At 71.1% G+C, this 16,222-nt stretch carries 16 protein-coding genes and 1 pseudogene; 8 read left to right on the forward strand and 9 right to left on the reverse strand.

Annotated features, from left to right (window positions below; genetic code table 11):
• Positions 1 to 989: cysteine desulfurase family protein (locus KBX39_RS06260; RefSeq protein WP_210869542.1), on the reverse strand; the 989-nt coding region annotated here is incomplete at its 3' end.
• Between the two features lie 171 nt (positions 990 to 1,160).
• On the opposite strand from KBX39_RS06260, the gene coxB reads away from it, so the two are divergent.
• The 3 genes from coxB to KBX39_RS06275 all read left to right on the forward strand — a co-directional run bounded on the left by coxB (position 1,161) and on the right by KBX39_RS06275 (position 4,126).
• Positions 1,161 to 2,129, forward strand: a complete 969-nt coding sequence (coxB, locus tag KBX39_RS06265) for a cytochrome c oxidase subunit II (protein WP_043329368.1) — start codon at positions 1,161 to 1,163, stop codon at positions 2,127 to 2,129.
• A gap of 10 nt (positions 2,130 to 2,139) precedes the next feature.
• A complete protein-coding gene (locus KBX39_RS06270) occupies positions 2,140 to 2,568 on the forward strand; it encodes a cytochrome c oxidase subunit 4 (RefSeq protein WP_064445180.1) in 429 nt (142 codons plus the stop codon).
• Positions 2,569 to 2,962: 394 nt separating this feature from the next.
• The gene (locus KBX39_RS06275; protein ID WP_043324428.1) at positions 2,963 to 4,126 is read left to right on the forward strand and encodes an IS481 family transposase; all 1,164 of its coding nucleotides are present in this window, start codon (positions 2,963 to 2,965) and stop codon (positions 4,124 to 4,126) included.
• 324 nt (positions 4,127 to 4,450) lie between these two features.
• Here KBX39_RS06275 and KBX39_RS06280 read toward each other — a convergent pair whose 3' ends face one another.
• The 4 genes from KBX39_RS06280 to KBX39_RS06295 form a co-directional block, all read right to left on the reverse strand.
• Positions 4,451 to 4,657 (reverse strand): hypothetical protein, encoded by a 207-nt coding sequence (locus KBX39_RS06280; RefSeq protein ID WP_104112415.1) that lies wholly within the window; start codon positions 4,655 to 4,657, stop codon positions 4,451 to 4,453.
• A gap of 135 nt (positions 4,658 to 4,792) precedes the next feature.
• Complete coding sequence (gene trpD / locus KBX39_RS06285; RefSeq protein WP_043329373.1) at positions 4,793 to 5,839, reverse strand: anthranilate phosphoribosyltransferase; 1,047 nt, start codon at positions 5,837 to 5,839, stop codon at positions 4,793 to 4,795.
• Positions 5,840 to 5,919: 80 nt separating this feature from the next.
• Positions 5,920 to 6,318 carry a chemotaxis protein CheY gene (locus KBX39_RS06290; protein ID WP_030500140.1) on the reverse strand — a complete coding sequence of 133 codons (399 nt, stop codon included), beginning with the start codon at positions 6,316 to 6,318 and terminating at the stop codon, positions 5,920 to 5,922.
• A 102-nt stretch (positions 6,319 to 6,420) separates the two neighbouring features.
• Positions 6,421 to 7,356, reverse strand: a complete 936-nt coding sequence (locus KBX39_RS06295) for a cytochrome c oxidase assembly protein (protein ID WP_223201460.1) — start codon at positions 7,354 to 7,356, stop codon at positions 6,421 to 6,423.
• A 126-nt stretch (positions 7,357 to 7,482) separates the two neighbouring features.
• Here KBX39_RS06295 and KBX39_RS06300 point away from each other — a divergent pair, with 126 nt between their 5' ends.
• From KBX39_RS06300 to KBX39_RS06320, 5 genes and pseudogenes are all read left to right on the forward strand, one after another.
• Positions 7,483 to 8,082: a heme-copper oxidase subunit III gene (locus KBX39_RS06300; protein ID WP_210869543.1), complete on the forward strand. Its 600-nt coding sequence runs from the start codon at positions 7,483 to 7,485 to the stop codon at positions 8,080 to 8,082.
• A 72-nt stretch (positions 8,083 to 8,154) separates the two neighbouring features.
• Entirely contained in the window at positions 8,155 to 8,988 is an 834-nt protein-coding gene (locus tag KBX39_RS06305) for a cytochrome c (RefSeq protein ID WP_030500143.1), read from the forward strand.
• A 67-nt stretch (positions 8,989 to 9,055) separates the two neighbouring features.
• On the forward strand, positions 9,056 to 10,144 hold the full coding sequence (locus KBX39_RS06310; RefSeq protein ID WP_030500144.1) for a ubiquinol-cytochrome c reductase iron-sulfur subunit: 1,089 nt from the start codon (positions 9,056 to 9,058) through the stop codon (positions 10,142 to 10,144).
• Positions 10,141 to 11,772 (forward strand): cytochrome b N-terminal domain-containing protein, encoded by a 1,632-nt coding sequence (locus KBX39_RS06315; RefSeq protein ID WP_030500145.1) that lies wholly within the window; start codon positions 10,141 to 10,143, stop codon positions 11,770 to 11,772. The genes KBX39_RS06310 and KBX39_RS06315 overlap by 4 nt, the downstream gene beginning before the upstream one ends.
• A 210-nt stretch (positions 11,773 to 11,982) precedes the next feature.
• Positions 11,983 to 12,564 (forward strand): annotated as a pseudogene (locus tag KBX39_RS06320) (DUF4142 domain-containing protein); the annotation flags it as partial.
• A 72-nt stretch (positions 12,565 to 12,636) separates the two neighbouring features.
• Here the strand turns inward: KBX39_RS06320 and KBX39_RS06325 are convergent.
• The 4 genes from KBX39_RS06325 to KBX39_RS06340 are packed head-to-tail and all read right to left on the reverse strand — an operon-like array spanning position 12,637 to position 16,203.
• A complete protein-coding gene (locus KBX39_RS06325; RefSeq protein WP_043329379.1) occupies positions 12,637 to 12,924 on the reverse strand; it encodes an Lrp/AsnC family transcriptional regulator in 288 nt (95 codons plus the stop codon).
• A gap of 52 nt (positions 12,925 to 12,976) precedes the next feature.
• Positions 12,977 to 13,852 carry a sugar phosphate nucleotidyltransferase gene (locus KBX39_RS06330; protein WP_069088998.1) on the reverse strand — a complete coding sequence of 292 codons (876 nt, stop codon included), beginning with the start codon at positions 13,850 to 13,852 and terminating at the stop codon, positions 12,977 to 12,979.
• The gene (locus tag KBX39_RS06335) at positions 13,849 to 14,376 is read right to left on the reverse strand and encodes an NUDIX hydrolase (RefSeq protein ID WP_064445183.1); all 528 of its coding nucleotides are present in this window, start codon (positions 14,374 to 14,376) and stop codon (positions 13,849 to 13,851) included. Before KBX39_RS06335 ends, KBX39_RS06330 begins: the two co-directional genes overlap by 4 nt.
• Before the next feature lie 39 nt (positions 14,377 to 14,415).
• The gene (locus KBX39_RS06340) at positions 14,416 to 16,203 is read right to left on the reverse strand and encodes a bifunctional (p)ppGpp synthetase/guanosine-3',5'-bis(diphosphate) 3'-pyrophosphohydrolase (RefSeq protein WP_030500149.1); all 1,788 of its coding nucleotides are present in this window, start codon (positions 16,201 to 16,203) and stop codon (positions 14,416 to 14,418) included.
• Positions 16,204 to 16,222 lie beyond the last annotated feature (19 nt).

Consider the following 16,222-nt stretch of genomic DNA (forward strand, 5'->3'; position numbering starts at 1 on the left):
ACCGTCGACGACGTGCAGGACGAGCCGGAGGACACCGCGAACCCGCGCCGGTCCAGCGCGTGCAGCAGCGCCTCGCCGTCCACGTACAGGCAGGAGAACGTCACCAGGTGCGGCAGCCGGTCGACCGGGTCGCCGACCACCTCCACGTCCGGCACCTCGGCCGCCACCCGCGCCCGGATCCGGTCCACCAGCGGGCCCAGCCGCGCCGCCTCGGCCGCCGCGTCGGCCGCCGCCGCGCGCAGGCTCGCCGCCGCCGCGACCACCGCCGGCAGGTTCACCACCCCCGGGGTACGCCCCGACTCCCGCTCGTCGGCCGGGTACGGCGACTCCCACCGGGCGCCCTTGCGCACCACGAGCAGCCCGACGCCGGGCGGCCCGCCCCACTTGTGCGCGCTGGCGCTCAGCACCGACCAGCCCGCCGGCAGTGGCGCCCGGCCGGCGAGCTGCGCCGCGTCCACGTACAGCGGCACGCCCCCCTCGGCGCACAGCTCCGCCGCAGCGGGCACCGGCTGCACCGTGCCCACCTCGTGACTGGCAGCGATCAGCGCCGCGAGGGCCACGCCGGGCGCGGCCACCGCCGACGCCCAGGCGTCCAGGTCCACCCGGCCCAGCCGGTTCACCGGTACGGACACCGCCGCGCCGCCACCGGCCGTGTGCCGCTGCGCGGCGTGCAGCACCGCCGAGTGCTCGACCGCCGAGTGCACAAGCGTCGCCCCGGCCCGCCGCCGCCCGGCCAGGCCACCGAGTACGGCGGCGTGCGCTGCCGCCGTACCGCTGGGGGTGAAGGACAGCTCGTCGGCGCGGACGCCGAGCGTCTGCGCGGCGGCCTCGCGCGCGGCGTCGAGGAGCTGGCGGGCCCGGCGGGCCGCCGAGTAGAGCCGGGCCGGGTCGGCCCAGCCGTCGTCCAGGGCGGCCAGCATCGCCTGCCGCGCGACCGGATGCAGCGGCGCCGCGGTGGCGGCGTCCAGGTAGACCGGGGAGGCGCTCATGACGTTCCACGCTATCGCCCGGTTACGCCCAAGATCCCCCCGATGGGGGTGGACAGCGACCCCAAGACGGCCTGGCCGGTCATGGTCGAGTAATCTGCGACCGTCGGTGACGCCTTTGCCGTCGGTGTCAAGGAGAACAACCGCCGCGGCGCGCTAGGGAGGCAGGACCAGGTGGTCGCAAGGAGTTCGGAGGTACGGCGCTCGGCCGTACGCAGCGCTTCCCCGGGGGCCGGTGGACGCCGGCGGCGTGGTGCTGGTCGAATCGCCGGGCTCGGTCTCGGCGCGGCGGCGCTGCTGGTCTCGCTCACCGGCTGTGACGTCGGCAAGGCGTTCGGCGGGTTCGGCTGGCCGCAGGGCGGCATCACGCCCGAGTCGCAGCGCATGTACGACCTGTGGATCGCGTCCTGCATCGCGGCGCTGGCCGTCGGTGTGTTCGTCTGGGGCCTGATCTTCTGGTGCGTGGTCCGCTACCGCAAGCGCGGCAACGAGCTGCCGGTGCAGACCCGCTACAACCTGCCGATGGAGTTCCTCTACACCATCGCGCCGATCCTCGTGGTCTCCGTGCTCTTCTACTACACCGCGGTCGTGCAGACCGACGTGATCAAGGAGTCGAAGAACCCGGACGTCACCGTCGAGGTCGTGGCGTTCAAGTGGAACTGGCAGTTCAACTACCGCGACGGCCAGGGCCGCGACGCCAACACCGTCGCCTCGGTGCTGGGCACCAGCGAGGTCATCCCGGTCCTGGTGCTGCCCAGCGGCCGCTCGATCCGGTTCGAGGAGACCAGCCGCGACGTCATCCACTCGTTCTGGGTGCCGGAGCTGCTGTTCAAGCGCGACGTCATGCCGGGCAACGTGCGCAACACGTTCGAGGTCTCCCGCATCGACCAGGAGGGCGCGTTCGTCGGCCGCTGCGCCGAGCTGTGCGGCAGCTACCACGCCTTCATGAACTTCGAACTGCGGGTCGTCTCGCCGGAGAAGTACGACCAGTTCCTCGCGGCCAAGAAGGCCGGCAAGTCGACCCAGGAGGCGCTCGGCGCGATCGGTGAGCCCGAGTACGCCACCGAGACGAAGCCGTTCGACACCCGGCGCGACGTGAACAACTTCAACCCGTCCGACGCCCAGGCCGGCGCGGGAAGCTGAGAGGTCCGGCATGAAGACCGAGTGGAAGATCTTCCTCACCATCGCCACGTTCCTCCTCGGCGCGACCATCCTCTACGGCGCCTGGACGTACGCGGACAGCGACGGCCGCATCGAGTGGATCGGCACCGTGGCGCTGCTGCTCTCCTTCCTGCTCTGCGCCATGTGCGGCGGCTTCTTCTGGTTCGTCTCCCGCCGGATCGACCTGCGCCCCGAGGACCGGCCGGACGGCGAGATCGCCGACGGCGCCGGTGAGGTCGGCTTCTTCAGCCCGGGCAGCTACTGGCCGTTCGCGTTGGCGCTGGCCGCCGCGATCGCCGGCCTGGGCCTGGTGTTCTGGCAGTTCTGGCTGCTGGGACTGGGCCTGGTGACGGTCGTCTTCGCCACCTGCGGGCTGCTCTTCGAGTACTACTCCGGCACCCGCCGCACCGCCGAGCACTGACCCAGAGCGCCACGGCAGGCCCGCACCCCCTCCGGGGGAGCGGGCCTGCCGCGTTCCGCGCCCCCCTCCGCCGTCCCCGTTGATCATGAAGTTGACGGCACCGGCGGTCCTTTTTGTCCCCGCCAACCTCATGATCACCGCCCGTACGGCCGACCCGGCGCCCTGGCGCTCTGCCGCCGGTGCGCACCACCGGCTCACGCCGGACTGTTCCATCAGCCGAGAGCGCCGTTCCGGTTGGCAGGACCACGAGAGATCTTGGAAGGAAACGGTCTCCATGACAGCTGTTCAGTCCCATGACATCTGTCAGCGTTGAAGTCCCGATACATGTGTCACGTGGTAGGGATCTTGGGTCGGGTGGTATGTGCTGCCGGGCATGGCTTCTCGGCGGCATGTGATGAACCTGCTGGACGCGCTGCTGGCGGCGGGGGTTCGGGTGAACGCGGCCGAGTTCGCGCGTGAGCACGGGGTGTCGGTGCGCACGGTGTACCGGCACCGCGCACGTATCCGGGCCGAGGGTCAGTGGCAGGAACGATCCCGGCGGCCGCGTACCAGTCCGCGGGTCACGCCGCCGGAGGTGGACGCGTGGATCTGCAAACTGCGCGCTGAACTGGGCCCGGACAACGGGGCTGACTTCATCCGAGACGCGTTGGACGATGTGCGCCGGCGCACCGACGCGTCCTGGTCGGTGCCGTCACGCTCGACGGTCAACCGGGTGCTGGCCCGGCATGACCTGCTCGTGGCTACTCCGGCTAAACGACCGCGTAGCTCGTGGCGGCGTTTCAGCTATGCCCGGCCCCGCGACTGCTATCAGATCGACGCCACCGAAGTGAAACTCGCCGACGGCCGCACTGTCGTCGTCTTCGACGTCCTGGACGACTGCACCCGCACCCTGGTCGCCTGCCACGCCGCCGCCGCGGAGACCGCCCGAGCCGCGATCACCGCGATCAGACAGGCGTTCACCGCCTACGGCGTGCCGGCCATCGTGCTCAGCGACAACGGCATCGCGTTCACCAGCCGCCGCACCCGACCCGGATCAATCTCCACCTTCGTGCAGACCCTGATCGACCACGGCACCCGCCCGATCAACTCCAGCCCCTACCACCCACAAACCTGCGGCAAGGTCGAACGCCACCACCAAACCCTCAAAAAATGGCTGAGCACCCAACCCCCACCACAGACCCTCACCGCCCTGCAAACACTCCTGGACACCTACCGCCGCTACTACAACACCCAACGCCGCCACAGCGCCCTACCCCACCGCACCACACCCGCCCACGCCTGGACCCACGCACCCACCCTCGGCGGACCCACCAGCCCACCCCTGCAAACCGACGCCACCCTGCACCACTGCCCCGTCGCCAGCAACGGCGCCATCGCCGTCGCCGGACACCGCACCAGCGTCGGCACCACCCACGCCGGCACCACCGTCACCGCCATCCGCGACAACAACCACGTCACCATCTACCACCCCGACGGCCAACCCATCGGCTACCTCCACCTCAACCCCGACAAGAACTACATCCCCCTCACCCCCACCCCCACGATCCACAACCCCTGACACATCTATCGGGACTTCCCGTTGACACATGTCCCGGGACATGACAGTCTCCATGACAGCCGTTTCCTTCCAAGATCTCGCCGCGCGGCTCGGCCAGGTGGGGCGAACCGCAGTCCGCTCCCCATGCCGCGGTGCCGCCACCGGGTCATCGTTGACACTCACGCCCGAGCCCACCGCGCTCCCGGCGCCGCCCCGCCCCGTTGATCAAGGAGTTTGTGTCCGCCTGGACAACCGTGGGGGACACAAACTCCTTGATCACGCGAGGCAGGCGGTTGGGCTGTCGGGCGTGGCGGGGAGGGAAAGGGCGCCGAAAGGGAGTGGAGGTCAGGCGGCCTGGGGGTGAGAAGGGCGGCGGGTGCGGCGGCCGGACAGGCGGGCCGGGCGGAAGGTGAACGTGGCGATCACCACTGCCGCGCCGCAGCGGGTGCAGATCAGCTCCGGGCAGTCGGCGCCGTGCCCGTCGCCGCAGGGCGGCGCCTCGAACAGCACGACGTCCTCGCAGGTGTCGCAGTGCAGCTCGCGGTCAGACACGGGTGGCTCCTCTCGCTCCGGGCCCGGGGCGAGGCGGTGTGGCGCCGGCCGGTGGACCGAAGACCGAAAACGGATAGACCGAAAACGGAAAATAACTCCCGTGTAGTTTGGCACGCGGGTACGACACCCTCGCCCTCAGGCGGCGCGTGCCACCTCCAGCCAGCGCTCCAGCGCGGCCGCCGCGGCGCCCGAGTCGACGGCCTCGGCGGCCCGGTCCAGGTTGGTCCGCAGCGCCTCGTGCAGATCGCCGTCGAGCGGGCCCTGGGTGGACAGCGCCACAGCGGCGTTGACCAGCACCGCGTCCCGTACCGGGCCGGTCTCGCCGGCGAGCAGGCGGCGTACCACGTCGGCGTTGTAGGCCGCGTCTCCGCCGCGCAGGTCGGCCAGGGTGGCCCGGGGTACCCCGAGCTCCGCCGCGTCCAGCAGCGCCTCCGTGACGGTGCCCTGCTGCGCCACCCAGACCCGGGTGGGCGCGCCGGTGCTGAACTCGTCCAGGCCGTCCTCGCCGCGTACCACGATCGCGGAGTCGCCGCGGGCCGCGAAAACGGCCGCCATCACCGGGGCCATCCGCTTGTCGAAGCAGCCCACCGCGCCCGCGCGGGGCCGCGCCGGGTTGGTCAGCGGGCCGAGGAAGTTGAACGCGGTGGGTACGCCGATCTCGCGCCGGACCGGGCCGGTGTGCCGCATCCCAGGGTGGAAGCGGGCGGCGAAGCAGAAGCCGATGCCGGCCTCGGTGACGCAGCGGGCCACCTGCTCGGGCTCCAGGTCCAGCGGTACGCCGAGCTCCTCCAGCACGTCCGCGGTGCCGCACGAGGAGGAGGCGGCCCGGTTGCCGTGCTTGACCACGCGGACGCCGGCCCCGGCGACCACGAGCGCCGCCATGGTGGAGATGTTCACCGTGTGCGCGAGGTCACCGCCGGTGCCGACCACGTCCAGCGCGGTGTCGCGTACCTCGTCGGGCAGGAGCACCGGCACCGCGCGGGTCAGCATGGTCTCGACCAGGCCGCCCAGCTCGGCGGGGGTCTCGCCCTTGGTGCGCAGCGCCACGGCGAACCCGGCGATCTGCGCCGGTGTCGCCGAGCCGGCCATGATCTCGCCCATCGCCCACGCCGTGTCGGCGGTGGAGAGCTCCTCGCCGCGCAGCAGCGCGTTGAGCAGAAGCGGCCAGGTCCGTTCGCCCATGACGGGCCTCCCGAGCGGCGTGAGGAAAGCGGTTGGGGCTTGCCACGGCCGCGTCGCCGTGGCGCGCGAGGGCCGGGGGATCAGGCCGCGGCGTGGGTGCGGCGCAGCAGCTCCGCGACGGTGCTGCCGGCGACCACCGGGTCCAGCGGGTGGGTCAGCGTGGCGTCGACCTCGGCGTACGCGGCCAGCCAGCGGTCTGCGGCGCGGGCCAGCACCACGCAGGTCGGGGGCGCGTCGTCCCGGTCGTCCTTGATCTGGCGGGCGATGCCGATGCCGCCGCCCGGGCTCGCCTCGCCGTCGAGCAGCAGCAGGTCGATCTCGTAGTCGTCGACCAGCCGGACGCAGGCGGCGTACTCGTCGGCCTCGACGAACTCGATCTCGATGCCGGGCGCCGGGCGGGTGCCCACGGCCAGCCGCATCCGGTCGCGGACCTTCGGGTCGTCGCTGTAGAGCAGGACGGTGCAAAGACGATCGCTCATCGTGACGTGGCTCCCACCTCGTAGCTGCCCGCTGATCGTAGCGGGCGTCACGTTCGGCCTGTCCTCCGCCCGGGCGGGGGAGGGCGTACCCCGTCAGGGGCCTCAGGCGCTGGCTTCCGCGGCGCGCTCGCGGGCCTCCTGGCGGTCCAGCTCGCGGTCGAGCCGGCGGGCCTCGCGCTCGGACTGTTTGACCCACTGGACGACCAGGACGGCGAGCATGGTGACGCTGACGAACTCGCCGCCGGCCCAGAGGACGCCTCCGGCCACCACCTGGTCGTTCCAGGGGTCGGACCAGGACAGGTTGAGCGACGGGTACCAGTCGCCGCCGAACAGCGTGGTGCTCTGCATGATGGTGAGCCCGAGCACGGTGTGGAACGGCACCGAGAGCAGCATGAGCAGCGCGCGCGCCGGGTACGGCCAGCGTCCGGGCAGCGGGTCGAGGCCGAGCAGCGGCCAGAAGAAGACGCAGCCGGTGGCGATGAAGTGCGCGTGGACGAGTTCGTGCGCCCACTCGTGGCGCAGGGTGAACTCGTAGAGGTCGGTGAAGTAGAGCGCGAACGGGTTCACCACGAAGATGGTGAACGCCACGAGCGGGAAGCTGTAGATCCGCGCGATCCGGCTGTGCACGATCGCGAGCAGGCGCTTGCGCGGGCGTACCGGCAGCGTGCGCAGCGCCAGCGTGACCGGCGCGCCGAGCGCCAGGAAGATCGGCGCGATCATCGACAGCACCATGTGCTGGACCATGTGCACCGAGAGCAGGGCGGTGTCGTACGCGCCGAGCCCGGTGAGCGTGACCAGCGCGATGCCGCCGAGGCCGGGGCCGAGGAACGACACGGTACGGATGACCGGCCAGCGGTCGCCGCGCAGCCGCAGCCGGTGCACCCCGTAGAGGTACAGGCCGGCGGCGAGCACGATGCCCAGCGTGAGCCAGCTGTCCAGCCGGGTCTCGGTGAACACCCGGGCCACGGTGAACGGCGGCGGGGCGCTCTCGCCTCCCGCCGCCAGCGTCGCCGGAACGGCCGAGGTGACGGCGAGGATCTGATCGACGTGCAGCACGCTTTTCAGGGTAGGTCAGGCGAAGCGGACCACCACGATCGGGCCACGGAAGGGCCGGGTTTGGCACCCCGCTGATCGTCGGTCCCGGTCAGGGGCAATAATGACCGCGTGACTGCGGCCCCAGCCATTGACAAGAGCCGGATCCACTCCCTGACGCGACCCAACATGGTCAGCGTCGGGACGATCGTGTGGCTCTCCAGCGAACTCATGTTCTTCGCGGCGCTGTTCGCGATGTACTTCTCCATCCGCGCGGCTGCGCCGGAGCAGTGGGAGAAGCACGCCGAGGTGCTGAACATCCCGTACGCGACCACGTTCACGGTGATCCTGGTGCTCTCCTCGATCACCTGTCAGATCGGCGTGTTCGCGGCCGAGCGCGGCGACGTCCACGCCCTGCGCCGGTGGTTCACGATCACGTTCATCATGGGTCTGATCTTCGTACTCGGTCAGCTGAACGAGTACCGGACCCTGGTGCACGAGGGCGTGAAGATCAACGAAGACGGCTACGGGTCGATGTTCTACCTCACCACCGGATTCCACGGTCTGCACGTGACCGGCGGTCTGGTCGCCTTCATCATCTTCATGATCCGCACCACCATGGGTCGGTTCACCCCAGCCCAGGCGACCTCGGCGATCGTCGTGTCCTACTACTGGCACTTCGTGGACGTCGTGTGGATCGCGCTCTACGCCATGATCTACTGGCTCCAGTGATCTTGGCGCGTCACGAACCGCGCCGCTGCTCCGTCCCCTGAGACAAGGTCCAACCGGTTAAGGACACAGGTCATGACTTCTGACAACGACCGCCGACGCGGTCTGCTCGCGCGGCTGCGCGGGCGGCCCGTAGCGCGCAGCAGGGGCCGCCGCCGGCTGGGCGCCGCGGTCCGGCTGTTCGCCGCGCTGATGCTGGCCGGCGGTGCCTACACCGTCTTCGCCCCCGGCGTGCAGGCGCAGGACAACCCGCCGTTGACCGCCGCAGGCAACGAGGGTAAGGCGCTGTTCGACGTGAGCTGTGTGACCTGTCACGGTCGCAATGCCCAGGGCGTCGAGGGCCGTGGTCCGAGCCTGATCGGCGTCGGGTCCGCCTCGGTGGAGTTCCAGGTGAGCAGCGGTCGCATGCCGATGGCCCGGCAGGAGGCCCAGGCCATGCGCAAGCCGCCGCAGTTCACCGACGAGCAGGTGCGCCAGCTCGGGCAGTACATCCAGGAGCTCGGTGGCGGTCCGGAGGTGCCCAACGGCGACCTGCGTGAGGGCGCCAACCTGGCCACCGGTGGCGAGCTGTTCCGGATCAACTGCTCGCAGTGCCACGCCTTCGGCGGTGGCGGCGGTGCGCTGTCCTCCGGCAAGTACGCGCCGAGCCTCGCGCCGGCCAGCGACCGGCAGATCTACGCCGCGATGCTGAGCGGTCCGCAGAACATGCCGGTGTTCGGTGACAACCAGATCACGCCGCAGGAGAAGGCGGACATCATCGCCTACATCCAGGACACGCTGAAGAACGACGGCGACCCGGGCGGGTTCAACCTGGGCCGGTACGGCCCGTCGACCGAGGGCATCGCGATCTTCCTGGTCGGCATCGTCGCGCTGGTCTTCGCGAGCCTGTGGATTGCGGGCAAGTCGTGACCGGACGGATCAATGGTTCCAGTGCTGTGGCGCCGACCCCCGGCGTCACCCGTAGCGAGGTGACGGCATGAGCACCCACACCGAGCACCAGGCCCAGCGGGGCCCGGAGCCGCTCGACGTGAACGACCCCCGGCTCTCCCGGTTCGAGGTCGTTCAGGAGGGCGCCCGGCGGGACGACATCGAGATCGTCCACTACGAGCCGCAGGTGGTCCCGGGCAGCAAGGCCGAGCGCCGGCTGACCCGTACCGTCGCCCTGATGTTCCTGCTGACCGGCGTCTTCGCGACCGCCTTCCTGGTGGTCTACATCTGGTGGCCGTGGCAGTGGGAGCCGGGTCGCGGCGGCGACAAGCTCTACACGCCGCTGCTCGGCGTGACGCTGGGCCTGGCGCTGCTGGGCATCGGTTTCGGCATCCTGACCTGGGGCAAGAAGCTGCTGCCCAAGGAGGTGTCGATCCAGGACCGGCACGACCAGGTCGACGACCCGGAGGGTCGCAAGATCACCGGTGAGACGATGCTCTACCTCGCCGACGAGATGGGCGTACGCCGCCGGCCGCTGCTGGGCATCTCGCTGCTCGCCGGCCTGGCGCCGGTGGGCGCGGTGGCCGCCGCGCCGCTGATCGGTGGCCTGATCGAGCAGCCGCACAAGAACAACCAGATGTTCACCACCGGCTTCCAGCCGGGCGAGGGCGGCAAGAAGATCCGGCTGATCCGTGAGGACGGCCGTCCGATCCGCCCGGCCGACGTCAGCGTCGGCGGCCAGCTCACCGTGTTCCCGGGCATCGACGGCGGCGTCAGCAACAAGCACGCCGACTCGCCCACCCTGCTCATCCACCTGCGGGAGGACGACGCGCAGAAGTCGCGCGCCGCGAACGAGCGCAAGGGCCACGGCGACTACATGTGGGGCAACTACGTCGCGTACTCCAAGATCTGTACGCACGCCGGCTGCCCGGCCAGCCTCTACGAGCAGCAGACCAACCGCCTGCTCTGCCCCTGCCACCAGTCCCAGTTCCTCATCACCGACAACGCCAAGCCGATCTTCGGCCCGGCGAACAGGCCGCTGCCGCAGCTGCCGATCGAGGTGGACGAGGAGGGCTTCTTCGTGGCGAAGTCCGACTACACCGAGACCATCGGTCCCGACTTCTGGGAGCGGCCATGAAGCGCCGAAAGTTTGATGCCGCCGCGCTGCCGGCCAAGAGCGCGCGGGCGGTGGACGACCGCTTCCAGGTGGCCACGCCCCTGCGCAAGCTGCTGAACAAGGTCTTCCCCGACCACTGGTCGTTCCTGCTGGGCGAGATCGCGCTGTTCTCGTTCATCGTCCTGCTGCTGACCGGCGTCTTCCTGACGTTCTTCTTCGAGCCGACGATGACCGAGGTCATCTACAACGGCAGCTACGCGCCGCTGCGGGGCACCCCGATGTCGGCCGCGTACGCCTCCAGCCTGGACATCTCGTTCGATGTCCGGGGTGGCCTGATCATGCGGCAGATGCACCACTGGGCGGCCCTGCTGTTCATGGCCGCGATCGTGGTGCACATGCTGCGGGTGTTCTTCACCGGCGCGTTCCGCAAGCCGCGTGAGACCAACTGGATCATCGGTTCGCTGCTGTTCTGGGTCGGCTTCCTGGCCGGCTTCACCGGCTACTCGCTGCCGGACGACGGCCTGTCCGGCACCGGTCTGCGCATCGCCTCCGCGATCATCCTGTCGATCCCGGTGATCGGGTCCTGGGTCAGCTCGTCGATCTTCGGCGGGGAGTTCCCCGGCACCATCATCATCAGCCGCTTCTTCATCGCCCACGTGCTGCTCGTCCCGGGTCTGCTGGTGGCGCTGATCAGCGTGCACCTCGGCCTGGTGTTCAAGCAGAAGCACACCCAGTGGCCCGGCCCCGGCCGGACCAACTCCAACGTGGTCGGCGAGCGGATGTTCCCGCGCTACGCGCTCAAGCAGGGCGGCTTCTTCATGGTCGTCTTCGGCGTGATCGCGCTGATGGGCGGCCTGTTCCAGATCAACCCGATCTGGCTGTTCGGCCCGTACGAGGCGTGGGTGGTCTCGGCGGCCAGCCAGCCCGACTGGTACGTCATGTTCCTCGACGGCTCGACCCGGCTCATGCCGGGCTGGGAGATCCACATCCCGATCGGCAACGGGTACGTCATCCCACCGCTGTTCTGGCCGACGGTGGTCCTACCCGGAATCCTGGTGGGCCTGTCGACGATGTACCCGTTCCTGGAGGCGCGCCGCCTCAAGGACTACAAGCACCACAACCTGCTCCAGCGGCCCCGGGACGTTCCGGCCCGGACCGCCGTGGGCGCCATGGCGCTGGCCTTCTACATCGTGCTGACGCTCTCCGGCGCCAACGACGTCATCGCCGACAAGTTCCACATCAGCCTGAACGCGATGACCTGGGCCGGCCGGATCGGCCTGCTGATCCTGCCGCCGATCGCGTACTACATCACGTACCGGATCTGCCTGGGTCTGCAGCAGCACGACCGGGAGGTGCTGGCCCACGGCGTGGAGACCGGTATCATCAAGCGGCTGCCCGACGGCCGGTTCGTCGAGGTCCACCAGCCGCTCACCTCGGCCGAGGGGCACGACGGCCACCCGCCGGCACTGGACTACGTCGGCTGGGTGGTGCCGAAGAAGATGAACCGGCTCGGCGCCCTCGGCCCGGCGATCCGGGGCTTCTTCTACCCGATCGAGAAGCCGGCCGAGGCGCCGGTCTCGCCGGGGCACCCGCCGGTCGAGGACCGGCCGGAGCGGGAGGAGATCGGCAGCGGCGAGAGCCGTCGCTGACCTTCCCGGTACGACTGACAGTGGCGCCTGCCGGATCATCCGGCGGGCGCCACTGCCGCTTTACGTACCTGTCGTCCGGTTGTGCCCGCCCGGTGCCCGACGTGCGGTGCACCGGTCCCCGCCGCCCCCCGACACGGACGGGTGGAATCGCAGGAATAACCCCGGTCAGCCGGGTATCCGTGCGGTCCGACGTCTCATGGGGGAGGAAAGATGCTGGGAATCAAACGCCTGGGCCTGATGGCCGCGCTGGTGGTCGTGGGGCTGGCGCCCGCCGCCGCGGCACAGGCCGCGGCGCAGCCGTCGACGCAGGACACGCAGTACCTGCAGGCGGTGCACCAGGTCAACCTGTTCGAGATCACCGCCGGTAACCTGGCCCAGCAGAAGGGTCAGAACCAGCAGGTCAAGGACCTGGGCAAGATGTTCGTCACGGACCACACCCAGCTGGACCAGACGGTGCAGTCGACCGCCCAGCAGCTCAACGTGCAGCTGCCGGCCGACCCGACCGCCGACCAGCAGAAGGTCCTCGACAAGCTGAACAACCTCAACGGGGCCGAGTTCGACAAGGCCTGGGTGACCGCGCAGCTCGCCGGCCACGTCCAGGCCATCCAGGCCACCCAGACCGAGATCTCGCAGGGCTCGGAGCAGTCGGTGGTGCAGATCGCGCAGGACGCGCTGCCGGTCCTGCAGGCGCACTACGACGCGCTGGTGGCCCTGGCCCAGACGCTGGGTGTCCCGGTTCCGCAGACCAGTGCCAGCGGCACGCCCAGCCCGGGCGGCACCACCCCGGTGCCCAGCCAGAGCTGACGTACCGCACGGTCGACGGTGGCCGGTCCGCCCACGGGGCGGGCCGGCCACCGGCTCGTGTCAGTCGGCGCTCGCGAGCCCGATCGCGAACGCCTCCTCCAGGTCGTGCTGGGAGTACGCGCGGAACGCGATGTGCGACTCGGTGTTCAGCACGCCCGGCACCTTCGAGATGCTGCCGGCGATGACCTGCGCGATCTGCTCGAACTCCCGGACGCGGACCATGGCGATCAGGTCGACGTGCCCGGCCACCGAGTAGACCTCGCTGACGCCGGGCAGGTTGGCCAGGGTCTCGGCCACCTCGGGGATGGAGTCGGTGGCGCAGTCGATCAGCACGATCGCGGTGATCACGGGACGGTTCTCCGTTCGTCGGCGACGAGGCCCATGCTAGATCCCGCGGCCCTCACCGCGCCGCCGGGACGGTCAGGTCGTCCCCGGCCCGGATCACCCGGTGGAGGCTCTCCCCGGCCGCGACGGTCGCGCCCGGCCACACCACGGACCGGTCCACGTCGCCGTCCACCCGCGCGCCCGCGCCCACCACCGAGCCGGTGACCCGGCCGGTCACCGTCGCCGCCGGGTCCACCAGCCCGTCCGGGCCGGCGGCGTGCAGGTTGGCGTCCAGGTAGTCGGCCGGGGTGCCGGTGTCGTAGAACGTGCCCCGGTAGGGCACCACGGTGAGCGCGCCGGCCGCCTCCGCGGGCCGCCACACCGCCCGGACCAGGTCGCCGAACGTGGCCGGCAGGTCGCGGACCAGCCGCCAGGGCAGCAGCGAGAAACCCACGAACTCGTGACCGTCGAACGTCCCGGGGGCGTCCGGGTCGTCGGCGGGCCGGCCGAGCAGGCGTACGCCGTGCCCGTCCCAGCCGTCCAGCAGCGCGGCGATGTCCGGCCCGGGCGGGGCCGCCGGATCGGCCAGGTACGCGTCGGCGTTGCCCACCAGCACGCCCCGGCCGGCGATCCAGTCCCGCAGCCGGCCGACGCCTCCGGCGGTGCCCAGCGGGGCGTCCGGCTCGACCGACAGGTGGGCCCGGCCGCCGACCCGCGCGACCACCTGGTCACCCAGGTAGCAGGCGTTCACCGCGACCCGTTCCGGACCGGCCAGGCCGAGCCCGGCCAGCCGGGCCAGCGCCCGGTCCAGCAGCGGGACGTTGCCGACCGGGCAGAGCGCCTTCGGCACCCGCTCGGTGAGCGGGCGCAGCCGGGTGCCCTCACCGGCGGCCAGCACCACCGCGCACACCTCGCCCCCCGGCGCCGGAGCGCCCGCGTACGGGGTGCTCACGCGGCCGGTGGGCGCTCGCCGGCGCGCGGGCCGATGCCGTAGAAGCCCAGCAGGTTCGCGGTGGCGCGGCTGAGCCGGGGCAGGTCGTCCAGCGGATGGAAGGCGGCCTCGAAGACCTCGGCCCCGTCCACCTTCAGCTCCGTGGTCGACGCCGGCACCTCCGCCTCGAAGACCACGTCCACCCAGCCCTTGGCGTGCACCACCGCGTTCGGCACCGCCGGGCGCAGCGCGTCGGGGGACAGGCGGACACCTGATTCCTCGTACAGCTCCCGGGCGGCGCCGACCACCGGGGCCTCGCCGCGTTGCAGCAGCCCGGCGGGCAGCGTCCAGCTGTAGCCGGGCGGCTGGCGCAGCAGCAGGATCCGGCCCGCGCCGGTGGCCTCCGCGTCCTTGACCAGCGTGACCGCGCCGACGACGTACTTCGGCACGGCCAGCCGCACCAGCCGCCGCCGCAGCGGGACCGGAAGCCGGTAGAAGATCTGGTAGCCGAGGGCCCGTCCGGTGGCACGCGCGCGGGGGATCATGCCGTCCAGGCTAGTGGTCCCGGCGCGGACCGGCTTCGTCTACTGCCTGTGGTCGACCAGATCGATCAACTGCTGGACCACGGTGTCCGGCTCGACGGTGCGGTCGAAGACCGCCACCAGCATCGTCTCCAGGTCGGGGTAGCCCAGTTCCTCGGACAGCCGCAGCAGCGGCAGGTCGCTGGCCAGACCCCGGTTGTGCTTGCGCAGCGCCAGCCCGATGGAGGCCCGGCCGAGGCGTACCTTGTCGGCGATCGAGATGCCCGGCTCGGTGTGCTCGGCGAACCAGCGGTTGATCTGCATCTGGGCGTGCGGCGACTTGACGAAGCCCAGCCACTCCCGGCGCGGGCCGCGCGGGGCCACGTCGGCCTCGAAGCCGCTCTCCGCGTCGCGCTCGGTGTAGATCTCCACCACGTCGCCCTCCTCCAGTTCGGAGGAGAGCGGGGCGAGCCGGCCGTTGATCCGGGCCGCCAGGCAGTGGTCGCCGCGCTCGGTGCCCAGCTCGTACGCGAGGTCGACCGGCGTGGCCCCGGCCGGCAGCACCACCTGCCGCCCGTCGGCGACGACCTGGATCTGCGCCTCCGACAGGTCGCAGCGCAGCGACTCCATGAACTGGGTCGGGTCGACGGTCTCCTGCTCCCAGTCGAGCACCCGGCGCAGCCAGGCCAGCTCGTCCGCCCGGTCGACGGCCCGGCCCGCGGCGCGGGGGAAGCGGTAGTGGGCGGCTACGCCGTACTCCGCGGAGCGGTGCATCTCGGTGGTGCGGATCAGCACCTCGACGGTGCGGTCCTGCGGGCCGCAGACGCTCGTGTGCAGGGAGCGGTAGAGGTTGTTCTTCGGGGAGGCGATGAAGTCCTTGAAGCGGCCCGGCACCGGCCGCCAGAGCCCGTGCACGGCGCCCAGCGCGGCGTAACAGTCGGTCGCCGGACCGTCCACCACGATCGCGATACGCGGCAGGTCGTACGGGGCCGTGTGACCGCCGGCGACGGTGTCCTTCCAGATCGAGTAGAGGTGGCGGGGGCGGGGGGAGACGTCGGCGTCGACCCGGTTGCGGCGCAGCGCCACCCGGGTGCGGGCCACCACGTCGGCGAGGTAGGCGTCCCAGCCGGGCCGGTCGTGCACGAAGCGGGCGAGCCGGGCGTGCTCCTCCGGCCGCAGGTGCAGCAGGACCACGTCGTCCAGCTCGCGTTTGAGCGTCTGGATGCCGAGCCGGTCGCAGAGCGGGACCAGCACCTCCTGGGTCTTGCGGGCGATCCGCTCCCGGGACGCGGCCGAGCGGACGCCGAGCGTACGCATGTTGTGCAGCCGGTCGGCCAGCTTGATCACCAGCACCCGGACGTCCTTGCCGGCCGCCACGATCATCTTACGGACGGTCTCCGCCTCGGCGGCCTTGCCGTAGAACGCCTTGTCGAACTTCGTCACGCCGTCGACCAGGTGGGCGACCTCGCGGCCGAAGTCCTCCTGGAGCGCCTGGAGCGTGTAGCGGGTGTCCTCCACCGTGTCGTGCAGCAGCGCGGCGACCAGCGTGATGGTGTCCATGCCGAGGTCGGCGCAGATCTGCGCCACCGCCAGCGGATGGGTGATGTACGGCTCGCCGCTCTTGCGGAACTGGCCGCGGTGCATGTTCTCGGCGATCGTGTAGGCGCGGCGCAACACCGAGGCGTCGGCGCTCGCGTGGATGCCGCGATGGGCCCGGACCAGCGCGGTGACCGGGTCGCCGTCGGAGGTCGGCCAGGTGAGCAGGGAACGCAGGCGGCGGGTGAGTGGCAGTTCGCCCTGGGCTGGAAGCGCGCCACCCAGGGCGGCGCCGTGTCCGGCGTCGACGTCCACCTGGGACACCTCCTCACCC

The organism is Micromonospora sp. D75, assembly GCF_018070405.1.
Lineage (GTDB): Bacteria > Actinomycetota > Actinomycetes > Mycobacteriales > Micromonosporaceae > Micromonospora > Micromonospora chalcea.

Excerpts from the sequence above, each read along its gene's own strand:
- KBX39_RS06270 (WP_064445180.1), top strand. The coding sequence starts at position 2,140 with ATGAAGACCGAGTGGAAGATCTTCCTCACCATCGCCACGTTCCTCCTC.
- KBX39_RS06275 (WP_043324428.1), top strand. The coding sequence starts at position 2,963 with ATGAACCTGCTGGACGCGCTGCTGGCGGCGGGGGTTCGGGTGAACGCG.
- trpD (WP_043329373.1), bottom strand. The coding sequence starts at position 5,839 with ATGGGCGAACGGACCTGGCCGCTTCTGCTCAACGCGCTGCTGCGCGGC.
- KBX39_RS06290 (WP_030500140.1), bottom strand. The coding sequence starts at position 6,318 with ATGAGCGATCGTCTTTGCACCGTCCTGCTCTACAGCGACGACCCGAAG.
- KBX39_RS06305 (WP_030500143.1), top strand. The coding sequence starts at position 8,155 with ATGACTTCTGACAACGACCGCCGACGCGGTCTGCTCGCGCGGCTGCGC.
- KBX39_RS06310 (WP_030500144.1), top strand. The coding sequence starts at position 9,056 with ATGAGCACCCACACCGAGCACCAGGCCCAGCGGGGCCCGGAGCCGCTC.
- KBX39_RS06315 (WP_030500145.1), top strand. The coding sequence starts at position 10,141 with ATGAAGCGCCGAAAGTTTGATGCCGCCGCGCTGCCGGCCAAGAGCGCG.
- KBX39_RS06335 (WP_064445183.1), bottom strand. The coding sequence starts at position 14,376 with ATGATCCCCCGCGCGCGTGCCACCGGACGGGCCCTCGGCTACCAGATC.